Consider the following 22,996-nt stretch of genomic DNA (forward strand, 5'->3'; position numbering starts at 1 on the left):
TTTTCCGTTTGCCGCTTGAGCAAATCGAAGATGAAAGCGAAACTTAAGAAATATATGGAGTGGTTAAGTGCAGAAGAATTGCACAACGATTCCAGGAGTTGGCGCTCCCACCTGGAATTCACCAGGGATGAACAACAATTCCTGAACGACCTTATAGGAAGTCATGTCCTTGACTTAGTGGATTCTAAGGTGTTTAAAAAGGCAAGCCCCCTACTAACGTCCTTGGAGAAAATGGAGAAAGATTGGACCACCCTCTTTAAAAAGGTCCAACTTCATGAAAACCAATTGCAAATTATGATAGATGATGTCGATCAATTGAAAATGGAGGAGGCCTATTTGACAACACATATGGAACTGACCAATGAAGTTGAAACGTATTTCAAAACGTATCGATCTGTAAAAACCAAAATTTTTAGGTTAATATCGTCCTTAATAAAGAAAAGAAAGCAAAAAAGATTATTAAATTAACAAGACATATTAACCCTTAAACAACAACCTATGCGCAAAACGATTGTTTTTTTGGCAATTCTATTGGCCGGATGTTCTTCAACAAGCCTCGTTACCAACTGGAAAAATCCGGACATTGTGATATTTGATGCCAACAAGGTGCTTGTTGTAGGAATGACCCAAAATGAGGAAACAAGGCTTAAGTTCGAGACCCAACTCCAGAGCGAATTCACAAAGCGCGATATAGAAGCTTTTAGAAGTATTGATCTCTTTGATATTGAGTTCACCTCTTCGGAAAAATCCGAAGAAGAACTTTCAGAGGTGGAACAACAATTATTGGACAAGGGGTTTGATGCCATTCTCTTCACCAAGATAATTGGTTCTGAGAATAAAAAAACGTTTAAGAGGAAAGTGCAGGACCTGGATGCCTACATGATTTCGTTCAGGGATGACTATCTAAGCCACCAACCCATTTATTATCAGGAAGGGTATTATAAAAACTATACGGTCTATCATGCGGAAACCTCCCTATACTGCATCTGTGTGGGCAAAGAAAGGGAACTTATTTGGAGGGGCGATATAAACATCAATGACCCTGGCAATGTGGAAAAGAGTATAGAGGATTATATAAAATTGGTGGTATTTGCCTTGAGGGAACAGGATATCATTTTCCGAAAACCGCTGCAGGATGAAAGTGTTGGTATATAGTGCAAAGGATTTTGAAGTCGAAAAACTTAAAAACGCCAATCAGGATAAGCATAGGATGACGTTCGTATCGGAGGCGTTGGACAGTACAACGGTCACTTTGGCTGCCGGTCATGAAGCCATTTCCATTTTTTCCGGTGATGATGCCTCTTCGGTAGTCATGGAGATGTTGAAGGAACTTGGGGTCAAGTACCTCACCTTACGCTCTACCGGGTACAACAATGTAAGCACAATAGCCGCAAAACGATTGGGGATCAAAGTGGCGAATGCACCGGATTATTCCCCCCATGCCATTGCGGAACATACCATTTGTTTGGTGTTGGCCTTAAACAGAAGGTTGCTACTGGCCAACAAACAAGTAAAAGCGTACAATTTTTTGCTCAATGATCTAGTGGGTTCCAACTTGAACGGTAAAACGGTTGGCATTGTGGGAACAGGAAGGATAGGGTCACTTTTGGTGAAGCTGTTCCACGCCTTCGGTTGTGAGGTCATTGCAAATGATTTGGTGGTCAACCATTATTTGGAAAACCAGTTCAATGTGAAATACATGGATTTGCATACGCTATGTAGAAAGGCGGATATCATCAGTATCCATGTACCCCTTACCCAAGACACCCACTATATGTTCAACGAATCACTTTTCAAACTTATGAAGAAGGGGATTGTTTTGGTCAATACGGCCAGAGGGGCTGTTGTGAGGACAAAGGATGTATTGAACGCCTTGAGGGATGGTTCCCTTGCGGGGTATGCCACGGATGTTTACGAAACCGAAAAAGGAATCTTTTTTCGGGACAACCCCTCCGGCATAAAAGATGCGGAACTCAAGGAATTGATAGCATTGCCCAATGTATTGCTAACGCCCCATCAGGCATTTGTGACCGAGGAAGCGTTACGGAATATCGCGGATACCACAGTATATAATCTAAACTGCTGGGAAGAAAATAGGCCTTGCAAGAACGAATTGGGCTATAAAACCCAAATACTGTTATAGGAGCGGACTCAAAAGTTTTGCCAATCCTTCCCGTATTTTTGCCCACCAACTGCGTTGTTGGAACGCAAGACGGTCCACTTCCTGGGATTTTGAACAGTTGTTTAGAAAATCATTCCTGAGATCGGCACTTATTTTTTGGTCATAGATGATTACATTGACCTCATAGTTTTGTTGTAGACTTCGATCATCAAGGTTGGCCGTGCCAATACTGGCAATTTTAGTATCACTGATGACCATTTTGCTGTGCAGGAACCCATCTGGATATAGGTATATTTTTATGCCTGCCTTTAAATAGGCTTCAAAATATGCCCTAACACACCAGTCCACTACTTTACTGTCCGTAGTTGCAGATAGCAATAGTTTTACATCCACCCCACTAAGGGAGGCGGTTTTAAGGCTTTGCAAAATGGCCTGGCTTGGAATGATGTAAGGGTTGGCGATATACAGGTATTCCTTTGCCTGGTTGATAATGGTAAAATAGACCTGTTCCATTATGGCAAAATCATCATCTGGCCCGCTGGGAACGAGCTGCAAATGGGTTTTTGGGTTGGGGGCAATCGTTTTTGAAGTGGTCATGGGAAGATTGGAGCTCCCTTCGGATTTTCCACTCGCAAGATACCAATCCGACAAAAAGACCCTGTTTAGAAAAGCCACGGCTTCCCCTTTCAATTGCAGGTGGATATCATGCCACCTTCCCAAATCCGGATCCCCCTTAAGATATTTGTCCGAGATATTAATGCCGCCCGTGAACCCCACCTGGTTATCTGCCACAATAATTTTTCTATGGTTTCTATAGTTCAATGCCGCCAGGAACCTTCCCAATCTAAATGGAAGAAACTGTTCTACTTCAACCCCAATACTTTTGAGCTTTTTAATGTACCCTTTGCTCAAGGAGTAACTGCCTATGCCATCGTAGATCAGTCTAATGGAGACGTTCTGCCTTCTCTTTCTTTCAAATAGATCCAGGAATTTCTGGGCCAATAGGCCATCTTCAAAAATATAGTATTGGATATGGATGTGGTTTTGGGCGCGCTCCAACGCTTTAAAAATGGACTCAAAGGTTTCCTTACCATCCTTGAGCAATACCAAAGAGTTCAATGAAGTAATGGGAATTTTAGTGGTCCTTTCTATCAATTTTTGGACCTTGTGACCGTCTAGGTCTGATGCAATGGGGGCAGCTGTAATCTTTGGAAGATGTCCCAAAAAATCCCTGCTGAGGACAAAGAGCTTGTTTTTTCGCCTGTTCCTTCCGAACACAAGATAGAGTAGCATTCCCCCAAGGGGGATGGTAAAAATGGCCAAAAGCCAGGCCAGGGTTTTACTCGGCCTAATCCCATTGATAAGCAAGCTTATGACCAGCGCAAAAGCAATAACCACATAAGCAATGATGAACAGAAATAGCAACATTTTATGAAATGGGAAGGCTTGGAAATAAAGGTATGGGATTTATGGATAGTGGCTACTGAGATAGATCAGTTGGTATTGGACTGGAATGATGGGGGACCAATACGGTTAACCCCTCGTGATGCACCCAGGCTCTTATAATTTGGCCAGGCTATTATCCAAATCCGGAAGAAGCTCGACAACCTTTTTGGAGAATTCCTGTTTGAGGTCCTCAGCATATACGCGGTAGGTTGCCAATCCAATCAGGAAAGATCCTAAGAGCAAAGCCCCAATAAGAATTCTGAGCCCAAAAGTGTCCTTGGAATTTTTCATTTCTTAAAAATGTTAAAGACAAGTTAACAAATTATTTTGATTTAAGAAAAAATTAACATTAAAATCGCAATGAATACGGGGTTTGGCGCCATAAATCTTCTGAGGACCGCAACACATCCATAATTTTAAGAAATTTCTTACGTTAATGGAAGAAAGCATACGTATTTGAAGGTTGGCTTAAAAGAAAATTTTGATTTGCGGGAGTCCCCAATTCCTTTGGTTTTTATGGATAAGGACCATGGGATATTGCAATTCTCTACAGGGCTATTGGACTTTTTTGAACTCCCAAAATCACATGTTCCCAAAAAATTGGATGACCTATTTGGTAAATTGCCATTAGGCCTTATAACATGCATAAACAACAATTTGGAACATGTAGAAATTGTTCCCATAGTTTCAAAAAAGGGGAAACAGCGATGGATTAAGGTTTCCCTCTTTCCCTTGGGCAATGAGTCACCCGGATTTCAGATCTTTTTTGATGATGTTACCGAAGATAAGGAGCACTATGAACTGGCCCTGGAGGCTAAAAAAATAGCGAAGATTGGAAGTTGGAAGGTCGATTTGATCAAGAATTCAATTTTCTGGTCAAAGATAACCAAAACCATTCATGAAGTTCCTCCGGATTTTGAACCCGATTTGGAAAAGGGCATCAATTTTTACAAAGAAGGTGAGCATAGGGAAAGGATTGTGGAAGCGGTATCAGCGTGCATAGAATCTGGAAAACCCTTTGATGTGGAACTGATTATTGTAACCGCAAAAGGCAATGAGAAGTGGGTTCGGTCCATTGGGGAAGCGGAACGTAGCAATGGGAAAACCATCGGGTTCTATGGGGTGTTTCAGGATATTGATGAGATCAGGCGCGAAAAGCTCAAGAACGAGGAATTGAACAATCGTATGCGGGCAGCGGTACAGAGCGCCCAAATTGGTATTTGGGATTGGGATGTGGTCAACAACCACCTTATCTGGGACGATAATATGTTCACCATTTTCGATATAGATCGAGATGAATTTAAAGAGGCCTATAAAGCCTGGGAATCCGCACTTCACCCTGAAGACAAGGAGCGCGCCACCCATGAAGTAGAGCTGGCCCTTGAGGGCAAGAAAGACTTTGATACCGTGTTTCGGATACGAAAACAGGATGGGTCAATTGCACATATCCAGGGAAGGGCGCAGGTTTTTAGGGATGGGAACGGAAAGCCACTTCGTATGGTCGGAATCAATGCCGATGTCACCAAACTCAAAAGAAAGGACGAACGTTTGCGCAAGCTTTTGGATTTGACGGAAAAGCAAAACCAAAAACTGTTGAACTTTGCACAGATTGTGTCGCACAACCTTCGTTCCAACTCCAGTAATATATCCATGTTGTCCGGCATGTTATTGTCCAATATCGTGAAAAAGGAAAGGGATAAATTTCTGGACATGATCCACACTTCCTCAGAAAGGTTGGAAGAGACCTTGAACCAGTTGAATGAAATCATAAGAATTCAAGAAACAAGGTATAGCGACTTACATGAGGTGAAGGTGTTGCCGATACTGGAAAACGTTTTGGAACGTATCAACGCCACTATTGTGGAATCCAAGGCTAAAGTTTGTATTGACATGCCCAAAGCGATAAGGGTAATTGGTGTAGAGCCCTATCTAACAAGCGTTTTCACGAACCTTCTGACCAATAGCATCAAATACAAATCTTCCCAAAGGGCACTTAAAATCAATATTAAGGCGGAAATTCTGGGCAATCAGACTGTAATAGGTTTTGAGGACAACGGCTTGGGAATTGATTTGGAAAAGAACGCCAAAAACCTTTTCGGGATGTACAAAACCTTTCATAACAATGAGGATGCCAAAGGGGTTGGATTGTTCATTTCAAAAAACCAAATGGAGGCTATGAACGGAAAAATCGAAGTAAGAAGTACCGTCAATAAGGGCAGTACATTTTACTTGTACTTTACTAACAACGAATAAGAGGATAATATATGGGGGCGAAGAAATTATTTTTGGTCGATGATGACGAGATATTTAAAATTGCTGCCGAGGTGCTGATCAAAACCCATAAGCTGGCCGATGAAGTGGTACAAATGGCAAATGGCCTTGAAGCCTATAACGCCCTAATCTCGTTGGAACACAGCCCCAATGACCTACCGGATGTCATGCTTTTGGACATCAATATGCCGGTTATGAACGGCTGGGAACTCTTGGAAGAACTAAAACAAGGACCGGAAATCATTAGGAAACAAGTCCAAATACATATTTTGACCTCCTCCATAGCCCCGGAAGATCTGAACCTTTCCAAAACATATGATTTTATTGATGGGTACATTACCAAACCACTCACCAATTCTGACATCGACAAAGTAAAAAGCGGCCTTTAACCCCCCAATTTTACTTCAAAAGAATGGCAATGGCACCTATTGCCGTTACCACAAGTATAAATTTTCGGTAAAGGGAATCGTTGATGAATTTCAATACTTTGGCGCCAACAACAAATCCCAGCAACAGTGCAGGAAACAGTTTTAGGTTTAGAACCAAGGTTTCTGCAGAAATCGTTTTCCAAACAAAAACATGAAAAGGAACTTTAAATAGGTTGGTAATAAAAAACAACCAGGCCGCGGTGCCCACAAATTCGTTTTTGGGAAGACGTAGCATCAAAAAATAAAGGTTGGTAAATGGCCCGGCCATATTTCCGATCATTGTGGTCAGTCCCGCCAGGATACCACTTCCGGAGGCAAAGGTCCAATGCCGGGGAACGGTTTTGGACTTCCGAATGTCCCAAAAGACCAATAGCCCCAGGCTTACAAAAATGATGGTCACCATGGCCACCTTAAAAAGGCGTTCGGGCAAATCCTTTCCCAGGATTACACCGGTCAAAATCCCCAGGGCCATCCAGGGCAAAATCTTCAAAATGGGTTTCCATTGCGCATGTCTGCTGTAATAGAGTACGGCGGCAATATCCCCTAGGACTAGAAAAGGCATGATGATCCCAGTGGATGCCTTGGCCCCAAAAGCAAGGGCGAGCAGGGTGACATTGAACAGGGAGAGCCCCTTAAGTCCTGCTTTGGATATCCCTATCATGAACGCGGCAAGCAAGGCCAAAACCCAGGCAGAAACCGAAACGTCCGTAAATAGGGGAAGAAGCATAAAATGGATACTGGGTCAAAAGTACCATAAAATTGATTTTACTTCCAGTATAATGATACCCTTAAACGTGTTGAATCTGTAGAATCTTGTCATTTATTGCTACTAATGTTTCAAATGAAAAGCCGATTCCAAAAAAGTAATATCTTTAAGATTCAACCAAAACCAACTTATGGATATTCAAACCCTTGACTACTTCATCATTTTTGGATTTTTCGCAATTGTACTTTTTATAGGAGTTTATGTTTCAAAAAAATCGGGAAAAAGTTCGTCGGAATACTTTTTATCCGGCAGGACCATGCCTTGGTGGCTGTTGGGCCTTTCCATGGTGGCCACAACATTTTCTACGGACACCCCCAATCTGGTGACCGATTTGGTGAGATCCAACGGAGTCTCGGGAAACTGGGGCTGGTGGTGTTTCTTGCTTACTGGGATGCTTACCGTATTTGTATATGCAAAGCTGTGGAGAAAGTCCAATGTAAAAACGGATTTGGAATTTTATGAACTGCGTTATGGCGGAAAACCCGCAAGTTTCTTACGAAAGTTTAGGGCCGTTTATCTCGGGATTTTGTTCAATGTCATCACTATGTCCGCGGTTACCCTGGCAGCGATTAAAATAGGCGGTGTCATGTTAGGGCTGGAACCTTGGGTGACGGTGGTTGCCGCCGGGCTAATAACGGTAATCTTTAGTGCACTGGGCGGTTTTAAAGGGGTGGTCTACAGCGACTTTCTTTTGTTCTTTGTCGCAATGGCAGGAGCTATAGGTGCGGCCTATTATTTGGTGAACCTTCCAGAAGTGGGGGGTATACAGGCCATTATGGACAATGATAATGTGAAGGACAAACTAAGCATCCTTCCCGATTTTAATGATAAAAAGGCACTGATAACCATTCTTATCATTCCCTTGGCAGTACAATGGTGGAGCTCTTGGTATCCGGGTGGGGAACCCGGAGGTGGAGGGTATATTGCCCAGCGGATGTTGGCGGCAAAGAATGAAAATCATGCCATAGGGGCCACCTTCTTTTTTAATATTATGCACTATGCCTTGCGTCCCTGGCCATGGATTTTGGTGGCTTTGGCCTCTTTGGTGGTGTACCCGGATGTAGCGAGTATACATGAAGCCTTCCCCAATGTGGCGGCAGATAAATTAGGGCACGATCTTGCCTATTCCGCGATGTTGACCAAACTGCCCAGTGGACTGTTGGGCGTTGTACTCGCTTCTTTGGTCGCAGCCTATATGAGTACCATTTCCACACAGTTGAATTGGGGCTCCTCCTACATTGTCTATGATTTTTACAAGCAACAGATAAATCCAGATGCCAGTGAAAAACAGATGGTTGCCGTTGGTCGGTTGTCCACAGTAGTGCTCATGGTCTTAAGCGCTTTTTTGGCGCTGGCCATGCAAAATGCAATGGGCATTTTCAATTTGTTGCTGTCTTTTGGGGCGGGAACGGGATTGATTTTCATATTGCGTTGGTTCTGGTGGCGAATTAATGCATGGAGCGAGATAACGGCCATGTTCTCTTCCGGAATTTTAGCCATTTTGCTGGAGACCACTTCCCTTAGATCGTTTCTTTTTGCACCAGAAACCGGACTGCTACCGGATTGGGGCGAACTGCCATTCATTATGCTGGTGACCTCGGTGATCTGGTTGACGGCCACCTTTGTTACCCAGCCCGAATCCAACGAGGTGTTGCGGGACTTTTATAAACGAATTCAACCTGGTGGTCCAGGATGGAAAAAAGTAGTGGACGAAGCCGAGGCCGAAAACGTTACCGTGGTACACGATAATGAAAAGTGGAGTGTGCCTTCGGGGATTAAGGCCATGCTTTTGGGCGTAATCCTCATTTACACCATTATGTTCGCCACAGGACATTGGATATATGGGAAAACAACAAGTGCTTTTATCCTAACCATGGTAGCGGCCCTTTCAGGTTTCCTATTGATCAGGGTTTGGAACAAAATGAAGGATAACCTACTGTAATGAAAGATAGAATACGCTCCGTAGATATTTTTAGGGGGATTACCATTGTCCTAATGATCTTGGTCAATACGCCCGGGACATGGTCCAAGGTGTATGCCCCTTTACTGCATGCAGAATGGCACGGGTACACCCCAACGGATTTGGTCTTTCCCTTCTTCCTGTTCATTGTTGGGACCTCCATTGTTTTTGCCTATCAAAACAAAAGCCCATCAAAGGCAACCTATAAAAAGATTACCGTCCGAAGTTTGAAATTGATAGGATTGGGGTTGTTTCTGGGGGCGTTTACCATAAGTTTTCCCTTCATAAAGGAATTCGCCGAGATTCGATTTCCTGGGGTTTTGCAGCGGATTGGAGTGGTCTTCTTTTTTGCCGCCATCCTATTTCTTAATTTTAGATGGAAAAAACTGATTTGGATTACGGCCGGTATCCTGGTGGGGTATTGGTTGCTCATGACCTTTGTTCCCGTTGAAGGGCAAGCCCCTACATTTGAAAGGGCTCCCAACAACTTGGCCAATTATTTGGACGTGAGCCTGTTGGGTTCCCATACCTATAAACCAGATTATGACCCTGAAGGAATATTGAGTACAATTCCTGCAATAGCGAGCTCGCTTCTGGGAATTTTTACCGGGTTGGTATTGCGGTCCAAACATGAAAAAAAGGCGACCATCCTGTTTGGCCTTGGCGGTTGTTTTTTGATCTTGGGACATCTTTGGGATTTTGCTTTTCCAATAAACAAGGCTTTATGGACCAGTAGTTTTGTGTTGGTCACCGGCGGATGGGCAAATATTATTTTGGCGTTGATCTATTACTTGACCGATGTACGAAAAATCCAATTCGGAAGCATCTTTAGATACGCGGGTGCAAATGCCATTGTAGTCTATTTCTTGTCCAGCTTTGTCACAAAACTGTTTTACTCCATAAAAGTGGACAGTGAAACCTCATTGCATGGATGGTTGTTCCAAAAAATCTATGTCCATGATTTCCTTTCCATGCAAATGTCCTCCCTGCTTTATGGGTTAACGGTGGTTTCCTTTTATTGCCTGTTGGCGTATTTCCTGTATCTAAAGAGGATATTTATTAAAGTTTAATATGATGGTTTATTCTGATTAAAAAGGAAAGGTTACGCAATCTGCTTAACGAGGGCCAATTGAAATACAACACTGTAGTTATCGTGTACGATTTTAAATGAAAGATACAAAGGAATCCGGATCAAATTGAATATAGCCTTTACAACCGTTATGGAGAATGATAATTGACTGGGAAGGATATTGTTTGTCTTTTTGCAGGAACGTATTTTGGTATTGAAAACGAAATATAGAAGGTTTTTATCCTAATATAAAAAAAGAATTAAACTATTTATTGTTCAACAAGGCTCAAACCATAAAAAGAATTGTTTTTGCTGTACTTCTAGTTGCAGATTTAGGATCCAATTTTGTCAACTCAAAGCTTAAGAGAGACATTTACCAAAAAAATTCTGGGGAAGAGATTACTGGATGTCTCTCTAAAAAGTTGTTGGTTGAATCTATTCATAATAAGACGTTTGGAGTTTCCCAGATTATTAATTTTTATACCAAACTCCCATGGAGAATCAGTTGCCCTATGGTACAAGGACAAATTGATTTGGTTATAAGAAAAACTGCTGTTTTGGGTTATATTTTCAAACCAGGTTTGTACTCCATCCGCTTCCAATTTAAAGGATTTTATGTTGAGGTTCAAGCCAGCGTCTAATCTGAGTACATTGGTGGTGTTTGAAAACAGACCATTTTTATTTATGTTTTTGTTGTTACTTAATTCCACGGCGATATTAGGGAATTCTTCAAATAGGGTTTCTAATTGAAGGGTATTGGTTAAACCGTGGAATGTATTATTGAACTTTTGGCCATTATAAATGTTGGGTGATTCTCTAAAATTCCAAGAATTCCTTTGTGAAATTTTCCAGTAAGGTCTACGATAAGAAATAAGATTTCTTGCAGATAAACTTGTCCCATTTTCGTCAATCTGAACGGGTGAGGTAATCCCTTGAATTCCAGAAAAACTAAATGAATTTATAATAGGGTCCCGGTTTTGGCCATGGCTCAAAGTGCCACTGAAACTTAAGCCATAGGGTTTAAAAGAACTGGCTTTAAGAACATATTTTTCTGAATAATATGAGGTTAAATCAAAATTTCCATTGTAAATGCTATTAAAGTCGTCCAAGGCTAGTGATATAACCCTTCTATTGGTCGAAGGGGCATACATACTTCTAAAATAGGAAAAACTCAAATTCAATTTTTCCTTTGGCTCCCATTCGACTTTTAGTTTTGGCAAAAAGTTGTTTGAACTTGCACTATTTCGCAAATTGTTTCTTTCATCAATCCAATATTGATATTGGTATTTGAACCCAAAGGACAATTTAAATTGGTCAATTAATTTTTCATAGGTAGCTCCAGCTATGGACTCTCCAAAGCTACTGGATATAATATTTTGGAAACTGGACAGACCATTGGCAGAGCCGTTTTCAAAGCCTTGTTTTGCTTCTAAGGACAGCGAAGTATGATTAAACCTTGTATTGACTTCAAAAGTCAATAAATCAGAATGTGACGGTCTGAAATAATCCGCTAAACTCAATTGGAATGAATTGATTGTTTGTGTTTTGGGGACTTCAACGGAATAATTATCAGTTTCCATCAAATTCAATGTGTCAGAAAAGATATTGTTAAGGCTTTGCCAAATTCCAAGCTCATTGAAGTAGTCATAATTGTATTTCAAAGATGATGTCGCGGTATTTTTTTCAGAAAAGAATTTTGCCGTTTCCAATGAAAAATCCAATCCTTTTTCATCTCTATTGTTTAATCTATGGTATTCGTTCAACCCATTTAATCCTGTATTGCTGGTGTTGTTCTCAACCCCTTCAATTTGAGAAAGATTGAATTGGGTAGACATTTTCATATCAAATGTTTCTTTAGGCGTGAATCTATAATGGATTTTTCCAAAATAGATTTTTTGATTGGATGTTTGTTCGTTGAATCTTTCCTCAAATGTTTGGTCGGTGATATATGTATTTTTTAATGAATTAAGTGTTCTTATATTATCGTCCAGTGCAATAAAGAATGTACGGAGTTCATCTTTTTCACTTGGGTTCCATTGATTGTTAATACCCACAAATTGATGTCGGTTGTCGAAAAAATCATCGTCTGACAAAAATTGATATACAGGCGAATTCAATACCTCTTCAAATTTTTCGGGAGTATACTCACCTTGAAATGAAAGATAGTCTCCCAACGTAAATGATCTATCGGGAGTATTATTGATATCTCCTATAATATTGCTGATATTCTTTGTTGAATAATTGAATATACTTGGGTTAAATCTATACCTGCTTTTTAACCCTGCGGCTGAATTTAGGTCTCCAAAGGCAAATTTTTTCTTGTCCTCTTTCAGCACTAAATTCATTGCTAGCTCTTCAGAATCCAGGAGGCCTTTGAGAAAAAAAACTTCATGGTAATCCTCGATTATTTGAACCTCAGCTATAGCATCAGCAGGAATGTTTTCAACCGCTAATTTTGTTTTACCATTAAAAAAAGTCTTGCCTTCAACCAAGACGATTGTAATCTTTTTGTCGTTAATTAATACACTTCCATCTCTGGTCACCTCCAACCCGGGAAGCTTTTTCAAAAGCTCTCCAAGTTTTCTTTCCCTACCGGTAGCGAAAGAATCCACTTGATAAATGGTGGTATCTTTTTTAACTTGAATAGGAGGCTTGTACTTTAATGTTATTTCTTCAAGAAGATTGAGCGATTCCTGCAGGATAAACTTCAATTCCAACTTTTTTGAATCAGCAATAATTTCTCTTTCAACAGGGTTGAACCCTAAGAAAGACAGTCTCAAATTATAGTTTATACCAATTTCAATTGCTATTTTAAAATTGCCATACTTGTCGGTAGATCCAAATGCAGGTTTCACAATGTTTTTAGAATCCAATAAAAGAATATTCGCTCCAAATAAGGGCCGTCCAATAGAATCTGTGACTTTTCCAATGAACAAGGCTTTTTGACCATGTGTGGTAATTGAAACAAATATCAGAATCAAATAAATATGGGTTGTTAATTTATTCAATCAAAAGTTTCAAATTAATCAGGAGTTACCTTCCTATTTGCCCTCATTAATTTAACCAGTTCATTTGGGCTGATTACATTGTTTAGACTTGGGATTATAAATTCTTTAATTCCATCCTGTGGATTCATGATTATTTTTTCGGAGACATAAACCAATGGCCCTGCCCTTAATTCCAGAATTAAACCGGGAAGCCCTCCAAATCCGGCCGGACCGTATGGTAAAGGCAGTTCGGGCGAATACCAAGCTTCAACCAATTTGTATTTGGAGGTTCTATCATTGAACATTTTTAAATTGGCTTTATACGCTTGATAACCCTCAATCATTTTTGAGCTATTATTTAACTCCCAGCCCTGCATACGATCATGCCTTAATACCACATACCGTTTTCCACGAATCTTATGTTCATAGAATGATACCCTTTGTTTTGAATCTTGGTACCAGTCTTTGGGGGAGCCGGCTGCTATAAGGGCTAAGTTTGCACTTAATCTGTTATCCGGCACATGTTGAATGTTGAAACAATACGAGTGACTCTTTGTGTATAGCAAAGAAAATCGCATTCTGTTAATTTCCCTTGTGATTTTTTTCGAGTAATCGGTATCTTTTTTTGCCGTTTCTATGGCATAAGTTCTATAAGTTATTTCTCCCTCTTGAGCTTGGGAAAGACCAAAAAAAAACAATGGTAGGAATAAACAGAGGTTTTTCATACAAAATCAAATACGGGTTTTTCTTAATCTTTTTTAACTACAAAGGGGGTGTCTTTTAGTACGCTCAATAGTCGATTAGGAAGTTCAATAAAAACTGCTTAACCTTGAAATACAGTTATAAGGTAAATGAAATGGGAAACTATCAAGCTTTTTTGGGTTTTGACAGTTTCCCGCTTAACTGACCATTGCATTGTATGGACTTTTAGTCCTCCTCTTCTTCACAATCATCATAAACAACATTATAGACCCATTCCGCTTCCTCTTCATCTACGTCTCCATTCCAATCTTCATAACGTTCAATTTCTTCACAGGCCCTTTGATGACAATCATCATCGAAATAGTGAAGCGCGTATGAGGATTGAAATGAAATCATTACTATAAAAATTAAAAACGTTTTAAACAATTTACTTGTTTTCATAATAAGGAATTTAAAAGATTAATTATTAAACCATTTTCTTTGATGAAAAGGGGTATATTTTTCCGAAGTCAGGATTTGAACCATATCTTTTTCGATTGAAGCAACTGAAAACTCTTCAATTCTATTTACTTCTTTATTTCTCTTTACGATTATCAGTGTTGGAAGATAAACGACTCCGTATTGGCTAAGCAGTTTTTGGGGATATGATTTATCTTTATTTACCGCTATTATCTCAAGACGGTTATTCGGTATTCCCAAGAAATCAAAAATTTTTAGAAATTTCGGGACGAAAGATTTGCTATCAGAACACCATGTAGCCATAAATAATTTGAATAAATATTTGCCTTTCAAATTATGAATTGGTCTTAGGGTAAGGGTATCCACTTTGTAATTTTCATAGTTGTTATGATACCATTGGTAAGTTGAATTTTTCAACGCGGTTTTGTTAATTGCCCCTAACAAATGTCTCTCTTCAACTTGCTGACAATGAACATATTCGATTAAAAATAAACCAAAGAACAACATTAGTAAATGGTAAAAATTCACTTGTTTTTTCACAAGTTCAAAAATAAGTCCATGCTTATTTGAGTTAAAGAAGTTTACAGCAAAAAAAGTAAGGTTTAACCTTACTTTTTAAACAATGTACCAGCTGTTTATCATAAGTAGCCTTTTTCTTTTGCTGTTTTGATCAATTCAAATGTCGAGGCTGTCTCTATGTTGAAATATTTTTTTAGATTTTTTTTGCGTTTTTCAATCGCCGAAATGGAAAGAGGTACTTTATGAGGTAGGTTTTTTGTCATTATTCCTTGGGATAACCAATGCAAAATCTCTCTATCTATTGCATCTATTAATCTAACTTGGGAAAATTGGTTTCTTATAAGCTGGGAAAAAGTTTGACTGTAGTAAATTTTATCTGATAAAACATCCTCGATGGCAGAAATGAAGGTCTTTTGGTTCAAATCTGTTTTAATCAAAAGACCATCGGGATTTATTGATGTAAAAACATTGTATAACCTATGGTTTTGGCTGTGGCTTGTTGCAATGATAATTTTGGTTTGAGGTTTTTTCTTTCTTAGTATGACACCTAAATCCTCACCCGAATAAATACCCATTTTAGGAAATGCAGGAATATTTATATCCAAGATTACTATATTAAAACTAAAACTGTTTTTTCCAAAAACTTTGTTATATGCTTCTTCAGAACTACAAGCAGAATGTATATTTGGAACAATTGAATCGTTGCCTATAAAATGATTTTCAATAAAAATCTTATATCCTTGACAAACAAAAGGATGATCATCAACGCATAAAATCTTTAAGGATTGCATTAAAACTGTTTTTTATTACACTTATATAGTATTCCTCAATATTATTACGAAGCAAAATCTAAAAACCCTTACTGTTTAGTTTGCCCAATGTTTCTGATCAGCACTAATTTGATTACGGCAAAATTAAGGCGCTTAACCAGCTATACGTCAAGAGGTCTGCAAAGAAAGGCTTGGATATAAAAAATGACGATTTTATGTTTTGTGCATTGAATTACCCATAAAAGGACTTTGGAAAAACAGATGTTGGACTGCACCATTCTTCAGGACAATGGCTAACTATTGGTCATAATCCTGTCACTTGTCAAATTCTAGCCAGCGGAAGGAGGTCTTTTTCCCTTAATTTTGACTACTGGACTTATGATCCATGGGAACGATGGAAAACCTCTTATATGGGAAGTAGTATCTCCTTAAAATAAATAAGTTTTATCAAAGGTTGGATAAACTATTTTGGAAGCAGGGAGCTAACGTATCTTTTGAACATATAGCTCTAGATGATTCCGAAATATCACATAACTAATTTTTGGCTTCTAATAACCGTGCCACATACTTGCCAATCACATCAAACTCCAGGTTGACCCTTGAACCCATCTTATACGAATGGAATCGGGTATGGTCATAGGTATAGGGAATAATGGCAACACTAAATCGATTCTTTCGGGAATCCACCACGGTCAAGCTAACACCATCAACGGTAATTGACCCTTTTTCTATGGTAATATTGTTTTGGGAGGGATCGTACTCAAATGTAAAGAACCAACTTCCCTGTTTTTCTTCCAGGCCCACACAGGTTGCCGTTTGGTCCACATGACCTTGGACCATGTGCCCATCCAAACGGGCGCCCAGGACCATGGCACGTTCCAGGTTTACAAAATCCCCCACTTCCAAATCCCCAAGGCTGGATTTGTCCAAGGTCTCCTGGATGGCGGTTACGGTATACACATCGTCCCGTATGTCCACCACAGTGAGGCAGACCCCGTTATGTGCCACACTTTGATCAATTTTAAGTTCTTGGGAGATATCCGACCGTATCCCAATATGTAGGTTTTCATTTTCCTTTTTTAATGCTGTTACCTCTCCTAAAGTCTCAATGATTCCTGTGAACATCCCAATAATAATTTACCTAGCTTTGTTTTGTAAAATTAGGGATTCGATTATGGATTCTAAGAATGAAAACAAGAAAATACGCGTGGGAATTTCCATTGGGGACATCAATGGTATTGGGTGTGAGGTGGCGCTGAAATCGTTTTCCGATGCCCGAATGCTGGATTTTTGTACGCCCGTCCTTTTTGCCTCCAATAAGGTTGTTTCGGAACAGTTAAAGACTTTGGGGTTGGAACTAAGGTTCCATGGGGTCCGGGAAGCCGAAAAGGTCCACGACGGAAAAGTAAACGTGGTCAACGTTTGGAAAGAACCCGTTCCGTTGGAGTTTGGCCAAGCAACGACAAATGGTGGAAAATACGCCATAAGATCACTTCGGGCGGCAGTGGATGCGTTAAAAAAAGGGAGTATAGATGTGTTGGTAACGGCCCCCATCAATAAAAACAATATACAGTCGAAGGATTTTAAGTTCCCGGGACATACGGACTATCTTGCCCAGGAACTGGATGGAGAGAGCCTGATGTTTATGGTTACGGACAGTGTTAAGGTAGGCCTATTAACGGACCATATTGCGGTAAAAGAGGTGGCTTCGGCCATTACGACCAAGTTGATAAGGGACAAGGTCTTTACCATTTCAAAATCCTTAACGATGGACTTCGGAATCCGAAAGCCCAAGATCGCCCTACTGGGAATCAATCCACATAGTGGTGACAACGGCACCATAGGCAAGGAAGACGAGGACATTATGAAACCGGCAATAGCGGATTTGTTTAAGGAAGGCCACTTGGTCTATGGCCCATATTCCGCAGATAGCTTTTTTGGTTCCCAGTCCCACCAGGCCTTTGATGCTGTTTTGGCCGCTTATCACGATCAAGGATTGATTCCATTTAAAACCTTAAGCTTTGGACAAGGGGTAAACTATACTGCGGGATTGGCAAAGGTGAGAACATCTCCCGACCATGGAACCGCCTATGAAATTGCAGGGAAGAACCAAGCGGATGAAACCTCATTTAAAGAGGCTGTTTTCACGGCGATAAAAATTTATAGGAATAGGGAAGATTACCAATGGCTTACTAAAAACCCGCTAAAAAAACAGGTGGCGAAACGCTAGAAATCAGCAATTGTTTTTTGGTGATTTTTTTGAAGTATTCTATAAATAAAAAATGTATCTTTGCACCCGCCTTAGCGGAAAGGTACACAAACATTTAGTGTTCAAATGATGAAGAAAAGGGAGTATTTTATTCCTTTCAAGGGGTTAAAAGCGGGCAAACACAATTTTGGGTACAAAATTGACAATTCGTTCTTTGAATCTTTTGGTTACGCGGAATTTAACGGTTCCAACATCACTTCCGAGGTTGTTTTAAACAAGATGGAAAGCATGATGGAGTTGGACATTGAGGCGAAGGGAACGGTCAACGTCAATTGTGATTTGACCAATGAACCTTACGACCAAGCTATTTCCGCTAACCTGCATTTGGTGATTAAATTCGGGGAGGACTATAATGATGAAGATGATGAAATCCTTATCCTTCCCCATGGCGAATACCAGGTCAACATTGCACAATATCTATACGAAATGTTGGTCTTGGCCGTTCCCCAAAAGCGAATACATCCCGGGGTATTGGATGGCACATTGAAGTCCGATGCGCTTAAAAAACTCGAAGAGTTGCAACCTAGGGAAAATACCAACAAAGATGAGAGGACCGACCCAAGATGGGATGGATTAAAAAAATTATTAACGGACAATAAATAGGAAAACATGGCACATCCTAAAAGAAAAATATCAAAAACAAGAAGGGACAAAAGAAGGACCCATTACAAGGCCAGTATGCCTACCATTGCCAAGGATTCTTCAACTGGGGAACTACACCTGTACCACAGGGCCCATTGGCATGAAGGGAAACTATACTACAGGGGCCAGGTTCTTATTGATAGGACCGAAGAAGAAACTGCAGCTTAGCGGATTTTTCCCAATGACAATACCAGCTCCCATTTCGTTTGAAAATCGGGAGTTTTTTATTTGAACTCATCTAGAGTTCGCAGGGTTTAGGGAAAAAACAGGATTTTGTGCCCAGATGAAGGCTTTTTCGCGTTGCATAGCCATAGCTACGGAACAAGAAAAAGACAAAATATGGGTGCAAAAGATATTTTGCAGCAAATTTTACGAACTCAAGACGAGTTCTTTGTACGGCAGATTGAAAAACAACGGTTGTTGGTTAAAATATCAGAGAAAATCACTACTTTTCATCGATTTTGAGTCGATTTTTGGCTTTTTGACAAAATTCAAACTTAATGGCTAAAACTAAAGCAGCTATCACAGCTGTAGGGGCATACCTTCCGGAATATGTGTTGACGAACCAGATTTTGGAAACCATGGTGGATACCACTGACGAATGGATAACCACTCGCACTGGAATCAAGGAGAGAAGAATCCTAAAGGAAGATGGAAAAGGAACTTCGTTTATGGCAATAAAAGCAGCGGAGGACCTTATGGCAAAAAAAGGTTTGGATCCCAAGGATATAGACATGATCATCATGGCTACTGCAACACCGGATATGCCCGTTGCCGCCACAGGAGCCTATGTTGCATCGGAAATAGGAGCCACCAATGCTTTTTCCTATGATCTGCAGGCCGCCTGTTCCAGTTTTTTGTACGGTATGTCAACCTCGGCCAGCTATATAGCGTCCGGCCGTTACAGGAAGGTGCTATTGATAGGCGCGGATAAGATGTCCTCCATCATAGATTATACGGATAGGACCACATGTATCATTTTTGGGGATGGTGCCGGGGCGGTTCTTTTTGAAGCGGATGAAGAAGGCTTCGGTCTTCAAGATGAACTCTTAAGAAGTGATGGTGTAGGACGACAGTTTTTAAAAATAGATGCTGGAGGCTCCATGTTGCCAGCTTCGGAAGATACCGTAAAGAACAAACAGCATTTTGTTTTTCAAGACGGGAAGTCGGTTTTCAAATTTGCGGTCTCCAATATGGCAGATGTCTCGGCCAAAATTATGGAACGGAACAAGCTCACCCACGAAGATGTGCAATGGTTGGTTCCGCATCAGGCCAATAAAAGGATCATTGATGCCACGGCCAGGCGCATGGGTTTGGAGGAGTCCAAGGTAATGATGAATATCCATAGGTATGGCAATACCACTTCGGCCACTTTGCCCTTATTGCTCCATGATTATGAAAAGCAATTGAAAAAAGGGGATAATATCGTATTCGCTGCCTTTGGTGGTGGATTTACCTGGGGTTCCATTTATTTAAAATGGGCCTACAATTCATAATAGCAACTAACTAAATCAAATTCAATGGATATCAAGGAAATTCAAAGTCTAATAAAGTTCGTAGCCAAATCCGGTGCCAGCGAAGTGAAATTAGAGATGGAGGATATCAAAATCACTATCCGAACCGGTAGTGCTGCTACGACTCCAGAGACCACGATTGTTCAGCAGATTCCCGTAGCACCGGCTCCAGTTGCGGCTGCCCCTGCCCCTGCCCAGGAAGCCCCTGCCCCTGCGGCACCTGCAAAGGAGGCTGCGGAAGAGGACAATTCCGAATACATTACCATAAAATCGCCGATTATTGGAACGTTCTACAGAAAACCCTCTCCGGACAAACCGCCTTTTGTGGAAGTTGGAAGTCAAATCCAAAAAGGTGATGTATTGTGTGTGATTGAAGCAATGAAATTGTTCAATGATATTGAATCCGAAGTTTCCGGAAAGATTGTTAAGGTGTTGGTGGATGATTCCTCACCTGTTGAATTTGACCAGCCACTTTTCTTGGTCGACCCATCATAAACTCAATTCCAAAATCCATTTACCAAAGTCCAGAAGGGTATTTGGAAATTGACAGTTGAAATTTCAAGGAATTATGTTCAAAAAAATATTGATAGCAAACAGGGGGGAGATAGCATTGCGAGTTATCCGTACCTGTAAGGAAATGGGCATCAAGACCGTAGCTGTGTATTCCAAGGCAGATGAAGAGAGCTTACATGTCCGTTTTGCGGATGAAGCCGTCTGTATAGGTCCAGCCCCAAGTTCGGAATCGTACCTAAAAATTCCCAATATCATTGCAGCTGCGGAAATCACCAATGCAGATGCCATTCATCCAGGATATGGCTTTCTTTCCGAAAACGCCAAATTTTCGAAAATATGTGCGGAATCCGACATTAAATTTATTGGGGCTTCTTCCGAGCAAATAGAAAAAATGGGTGACAAGGCCACGGCAAAGGAAACCATGAAAAAAGCGGGAGTACCGACCATACCAGGTTCCGATGGATTGCTCAAGGATGTGGGCCATGCAAAAAAAGTGGCCGAAAAAATGGGATACCCCGTTATGATCAAAGCTACCGCCGGAGGTGGGGGAAAAGGCATGCGTGCCATTTGGAGCGAAGAAGAACTGGAGTCAGGTTTTGATAGTGCCGTAAAAGAAGCCACGGCAGCTTTTGGCAACGGGGGGATGTACATGGAAAAGCTGATAGAGGAGCCCAGACATATTGAAATCCAAATTGTTGGAGATCAGTTTGGTAAGGCATGTCACCTTTCGGAGCGCGATTGTTCCGTACAACGAAGGCACCAAAAGCTCACTGAGGAAACCCCTTCTCCCTTTATGACCGACAAGCTAAGGGATGAGATGGGAAAAGCTGCGGTAAAGGCTGCAGAATACATTAAATATGAAGGTGCGGGAACGGTAGAGTTTTTGGTGGATAAACACAGGAACTTCTATTTTATGGAAATGAACACCCGTATACAGGTAGAACACCCCATTACGGAACAGGTCGTAGATTATGATTTGATCAGGGAACAGATTTTGGTGGCCGCCGGCGTACCGATCTCAGGAAAAAACTACACTCCAAAATTACATTCCATTGAATGCCGGATCAATGCAGAGGACCCTTATAACGATTTTAGGCCCTCTCCCGGTAGGATAACCACCTTACATACCCCTGGAGGGCATGGGGTGCGTTTGGATACCCATGTGTACAGCGGTTATATTATTCCACCAAACTATGACTCCATGATCGCCAAATTGATTACCACGGCCCAAACAAGGGAAGAGGCCATCAATAAAATGCGGAGGGCATTGGATGAATTTGTTATTGAGGGCATCAAGACCACTATTCCGTTCCATAGGCAGTTAATGGAAAGTCCGGATTACCTGGCTGGAAATTATACGACCAAGTTTATGGAGGATTTTGAAATAGACGAAAAATATCAAGATTAATTCCAACCCCGATTTATCGGGGTTTTTCTTTTATGGAACTTAGCTATTGGGAATACAAAACCTGGTTGTCCAATATCGATTTTGCGGTGGTGGGAAGCGGTATTGTTGGGTTAAGTACGGCCTTATTTCTTAAGGAACGGTTTCCCAAAGCCAAAATTCTTGTTTTGGAAAAAGGGGTATTGCCACAGGGAGCAAGCACAAAAAATGCGGGTTTTGCCTGTTTTGGAAGTGTTTCGGAAATCGTATCGGACCTAAAGAAGCATACTGAGGAAGAGGTCTCAAAATTGGTGGCCCAGCGCTTTAAGGGAATTCAACTCCTCAGGCGGACCTTAGGGGATGCCAATATCGATTTTTTAAAGCTTGGGGGGCACGAGTTATTCCTAAAAAAGGATGAAGCCCTTTATGACAGCTGTAGGATTTCTTTGGACAGGATTAATACCCTATTGGAACCTGTTTTTGGGAAAAAGGTGTTTGGACACCACTCAAATAGTTTTGGTTTTCAAGGGATATGGGGTGAATACATTACCCATTCCGAAGAAGGTCAGTTGCACACGGGAAAACTCATGCAAACGCTGTTAAAACTAGTGTTGGGCAAAGGAGTCCATATCTTAAATTCGGTTCAGGTACAAGGGTTTGAGGAGCTACAAAGCGGTGTTTCCATAAAGACGGACAAATTTGAGTTTACGGCCGACCGATTACTGATTACCACCAATGGCTTTGCTTCGCAATTCTTGAGCAGGGACGTGCGTCCGGCAAGAGCACAGGTGTTAATCACCAAACCCATTGAAAACTTAGCGGTCAAGGGCACCTTTCATTTTGATGAGGGCTATTACTATTTTCGGAACATAGACCACCGGATTTTATTTGGTGGTGGTCGGAATTTGGATTTCAAGACCGAGGAAACCAAGGAATTTGGACAAACGAAATTGATCCAAAACAAGTTGGAAACGCTCCTGTCCAAAGTAATCCTCCCCAACACCCCATTTGAAATAGACCATCGTTGGAGTGGTATTATGGGGGTGGGGGAACAAAAGAAACCCATTATCGAGCAATTGTCAAACCGAACCTATTGTGGTGTTCGACTTGGCGGAATGGGAATCGCCATAGGCACTTCCGTGGGGAAGGGTTTGGCAGAGCTTGTTCATTAGGCT

24 protein-coding genes are annotated in these 22,996 nt (G+C 41.0%); 15 read left to right on the top strand and 9 right to left on the bottom strand.

Annotation, left to right across the window (positions count from 1 at the left end; genetic code table 11):
- The first annotated feature begins 30 nt into the window (after window positions 1–30).
- Genes L0P88_RS10830 through L0P88_RS10840 form a run of 3 tightly spaced genes read left to right on the top strand, consistent with a single transcriptional unit; the run spans window position 31 to window position 2,143 of the window.
- Window positions 31–468: a hypothetical protein gene (locus tag L0P88_RS10830; RefSeq protein WP_247134587.1), complete on the top strand. Its 438-nt coding sequence runs from the start codon at window positions 31–33 to the stop codon at window positions 466–468.
- Between the two features lie 30 nt (window positions 469–498).
- Window positions 499–1,155 (top strand): hypothetical protein, encoded by a 657-nt coding sequence (locus L0P88_RS10835; RefSeq protein ID WP_247134588.1) that lies wholly within the window; start codon window positions 499–501, stop codon window positions 1,153–1,155.
- A complete protein-coding gene (locus tag L0P88_RS10840) occupies window positions 1,136–2,143 on the top strand; it encodes an NAD(P)-dependent oxidoreductase (protein ID WP_247134589.1) in 1,008 nt (335 codons plus the stop codon). Before L0P88_RS10835 ends, L0P88_RS10840 begins: the two co-directional genes overlap by 20 nt.
- Here the strand turns inward: L0P88_RS10840 and cls are convergent.
- A complete protein-coding gene (gene cls, locus L0P88_RS10845) occupies window positions 2,138–3,550 on the bottom strand; it encodes a cardiolipin synthase (RefSeq protein WP_247134590.1) in 1,413 nt (470 codons plus the stop codon). The genes L0P88_RS10840 and cls overlap by 6 nt on opposite strands.
- Before the next feature lie 3 nt (window positions 3,551–3,553).
- On the opposite strand from cls, the gene L0P88_RS23965 reads away from it, so the two are divergent.
- The gene (locus L0P88_RS23965; RefSeq protein WP_281499729.1) at window positions 3,554–3,688 is read left to right on the top strand and encodes a hypothetical protein; all 135 of its coding nucleotides are present in this window, start codon (window positions 3,554–3,556) and stop codon (window positions 3,686–3,688) included.
- Here L0P88_RS23965 and L0P88_RS10850 read toward each other — a convergent pair.
- Window positions 3,683–3,859, bottom strand: coding sequence for a hypothetical protein (locus tag L0P88_RS10850; RefSeq protein WP_247134591.1), 177 nt, complete (start codon window positions 3,857–3,859; stop codon window positions 3,683–3,685). The genes L0P88_RS23965 and L0P88_RS10850 overlap by 6 nt on opposite strands.
- A 225-nt stretch (window positions 3,860–4,084) precedes the next feature.
- On the opposite strand from L0P88_RS10850, the gene L0P88_RS10855 reads away from it, so the two are divergent.
- A complete protein-coding gene (locus L0P88_RS10855; RefSeq protein ID WP_247134592.1) occupies window positions 4,085–5,821 on the top strand; it encodes a sensor histidine kinase in 1,737 nt (578 codons plus the stop codon).
- A gap of 11 nt (window positions 5,822–5,832) precedes the next feature.
- On the top strand, window positions 5,833–6,228 hold the full coding sequence (locus L0P88_RS10860; protein WP_247134593.1) for a response regulator: 396 nt from the start codon (window positions 5,833–5,835) through the stop codon (window positions 6,226–6,228).
- 10 nt (window positions 6,229–6,238) lie between these two features.
- On the opposite strand, the gene L0P88_RS10865 is transcribed toward L0P88_RS10860, so the two are convergent.
- A complete protein-coding gene (locus L0P88_RS10865; RefSeq protein WP_247134594.1) occupies window positions 6,239–6,994 on the bottom strand; it encodes a sulfite exporter TauE/SafE family protein in 756 nt (251 codons plus the stop codon).
- A gap of 169 nt (window positions 6,995–7,163) precedes the next feature.
- Here L0P88_RS10865 and L0P88_RS10870 point away from each other — a divergent pair, with 169 nt between their 5' ends.
- Both L0P88_RS10870 and L0P88_RS10875 read left to right on the top strand, forming a co-directional pair.
- On the top strand, window positions 7,164–8,975 hold the full coding sequence (locus L0P88_RS10870) for a sodium:solute symporter family protein (protein ID WP_247134595.1): 1,812 nt from the start codon (window positions 7,164–7,166) through the stop codon (window positions 8,973–8,975).
- Entirely contained in the window at window positions 8,975–10,063 is a 1,089-nt protein-coding gene (locus tag L0P88_RS10875; protein ID WP_247134596.1) for an acyltransferase family protein, read from the top strand. Before L0P88_RS10870 ends, L0P88_RS10875 begins: the two co-directional genes overlap by 1 nt.
- Window positions 10,064–10,415: 352 nt before the next feature.
- Here L0P88_RS10875 and L0P88_RS10880 read toward each other — a convergent pair whose 3' ends face one another.
- From L0P88_RS10880 to L0P88_RS10905, 6 genes are all read right to left on the bottom strand, one after another.
- On the bottom strand, window positions 10,416–13,070 hold the full coding sequence (locus L0P88_RS10880) for a TonB-dependent receptor (protein WP_247134597.1): 2,655 nt from the start codon (window positions 13,068–13,070) through the stop codon (window positions 10,416–10,418).
- A gap of 14 nt (window positions 13,071–13,084) precedes the next feature.
- Entirely contained in the window at window positions 13,085–13,774 is a 690-nt protein-coding gene (locus tag L0P88_RS10885) for a GLPGLI family protein (protein ID WP_281499730.1), read from the bottom strand.
- 202 nt (window positions 13,775–13,976) lie between these two features.
- Complete coding sequence (locus L0P88_RS10890) at window positions 13,977–14,192, bottom strand: hypothetical protein (protein WP_247134599.1); 216 nt, start codon at window positions 14,190–14,192, stop codon at window positions 13,977–13,979.
- Between the two features lie 18 nt (window positions 14,193–14,210).
- Entirely contained in the window at window positions 14,211–14,750 is a 540-nt protein-coding gene (locus L0P88_RS10895; RefSeq protein WP_247134600.1) for a TlpA family protein disulfide reductase, read from the bottom strand.
- Window positions 14,751–14,848: 98 nt separating this feature from the next.
- The gene (locus L0P88_RS10900) at window positions 14,849–15,520 is read right to left on the bottom strand and encodes a response regulator (RefSeq protein WP_247134601.1); all 672 of its coding nucleotides are present in this window, start codon (window positions 15,518–15,520) and stop codon (window positions 14,849–14,851) included.
- A 513-nt stretch (window positions 15,521–16,033) separates the two neighbouring features.
- Window positions 16,034–16,624 carry a riboflavin synthase gene (locus tag L0P88_RS10905; protein ID WP_247134602.1) on the bottom strand — a complete coding sequence of 197 codons (591 nt, stop codon included), beginning with the start codon at window positions 16,622–16,624 and terminating at the stop codon, window positions 16,034–16,036.
- A gap of 49 nt (window positions 16,625–16,673) precedes the next feature.
- Between L0P88_RS10905 and pdxA the strand changes: the two genes are divergently transcribed.
- From pdxA to L0P88_RS10940, 7 genes are all read left to right on the top strand, one after another.
- Window positions 16,674–17,729, top strand: coding sequence for a 4-hydroxythreonine-4-phosphate dehydrogenase PdxA (pdxA, locus tag L0P88_RS10910; RefSeq protein ID WP_247134603.1), 1,056 nt, complete (start codon window positions 16,674–16,676; stop codon window positions 17,727–17,729).
- A 105-nt stretch (window positions 17,730–17,834) separates the two neighbouring features.
- Window positions 17,835–18,371, top strand: coding sequence for a YceD family protein (locus L0P88_RS10915; RefSeq protein WP_247134604.1), 537 nt, complete (start codon window positions 17,835–17,837; stop codon window positions 18,369–18,371).
- A 6-nt stretch (window positions 18,372–18,377) separates the two neighbouring features.
- The gene (gene rpmF, locus L0P88_RS10920) at window positions 18,378–18,578 is read left to right on the top strand and encodes a 50S ribosomal protein L32 (RefSeq protein WP_158776154.1); all 201 of its coding nucleotides are present in this window, start codon (window positions 18,378–18,380) and stop codon (window positions 18,576–18,578) included.
- 332 nt (window positions 18,579–18,910) lie between these two features.
- Window positions 18,911–19,906: a beta-ketoacyl-ACP synthase III gene (locus L0P88_RS10925; protein WP_247134605.1), complete on the top strand. Its 996-nt coding sequence runs from the start codon at window positions 18,911–18,913 to the stop codon at window positions 19,904–19,906.
- 24 nt (window positions 19,907–19,930) lie between these two features.
- On the top strand, window positions 19,931–20,419 hold the full coding sequence (gene accB, locus L0P88_RS10930) for an acetyl-CoA carboxylase biotin carboxyl carrier protein (protein WP_247134606.1): 489 nt from the start codon (window positions 19,931–19,933) through the stop codon (window positions 20,417–20,419).
- A 73-nt stretch (window positions 20,420–20,492) separates the two neighbouring features.
- Window positions 20,493–21,845, top strand: a complete 1,353-nt coding sequence (accC, locus tag L0P88_RS10935; protein ID WP_247134607.1) for an acetyl-CoA carboxylase biotin carboxylase subunit — start codon at window positions 20,493–20,495, stop codon at window positions 21,843–21,845.
- Between the two features lie 32 nt (window positions 21,846–21,877).
- A complete protein-coding gene (locus L0P88_RS10940; protein ID WP_247134608.1) occupies window positions 21,878–22,993 on the top strand; it encodes an NAD(P)/FAD-dependent oxidoreductase in 1,116 nt (371 codons plus the stop codon).
- Window positions 22,994–22,996: the final 3 nt, after the last annotated feature.

It is taken from the genome of Muricauda sp. SCSIO 64092, assembly GCF_023016285.1.
Taxonomy (GTDB): Bacteria; Bacteroidota; Bacteroidia; order Flavobacteriales; family Flavobacteriaceae; genus Croceivirga.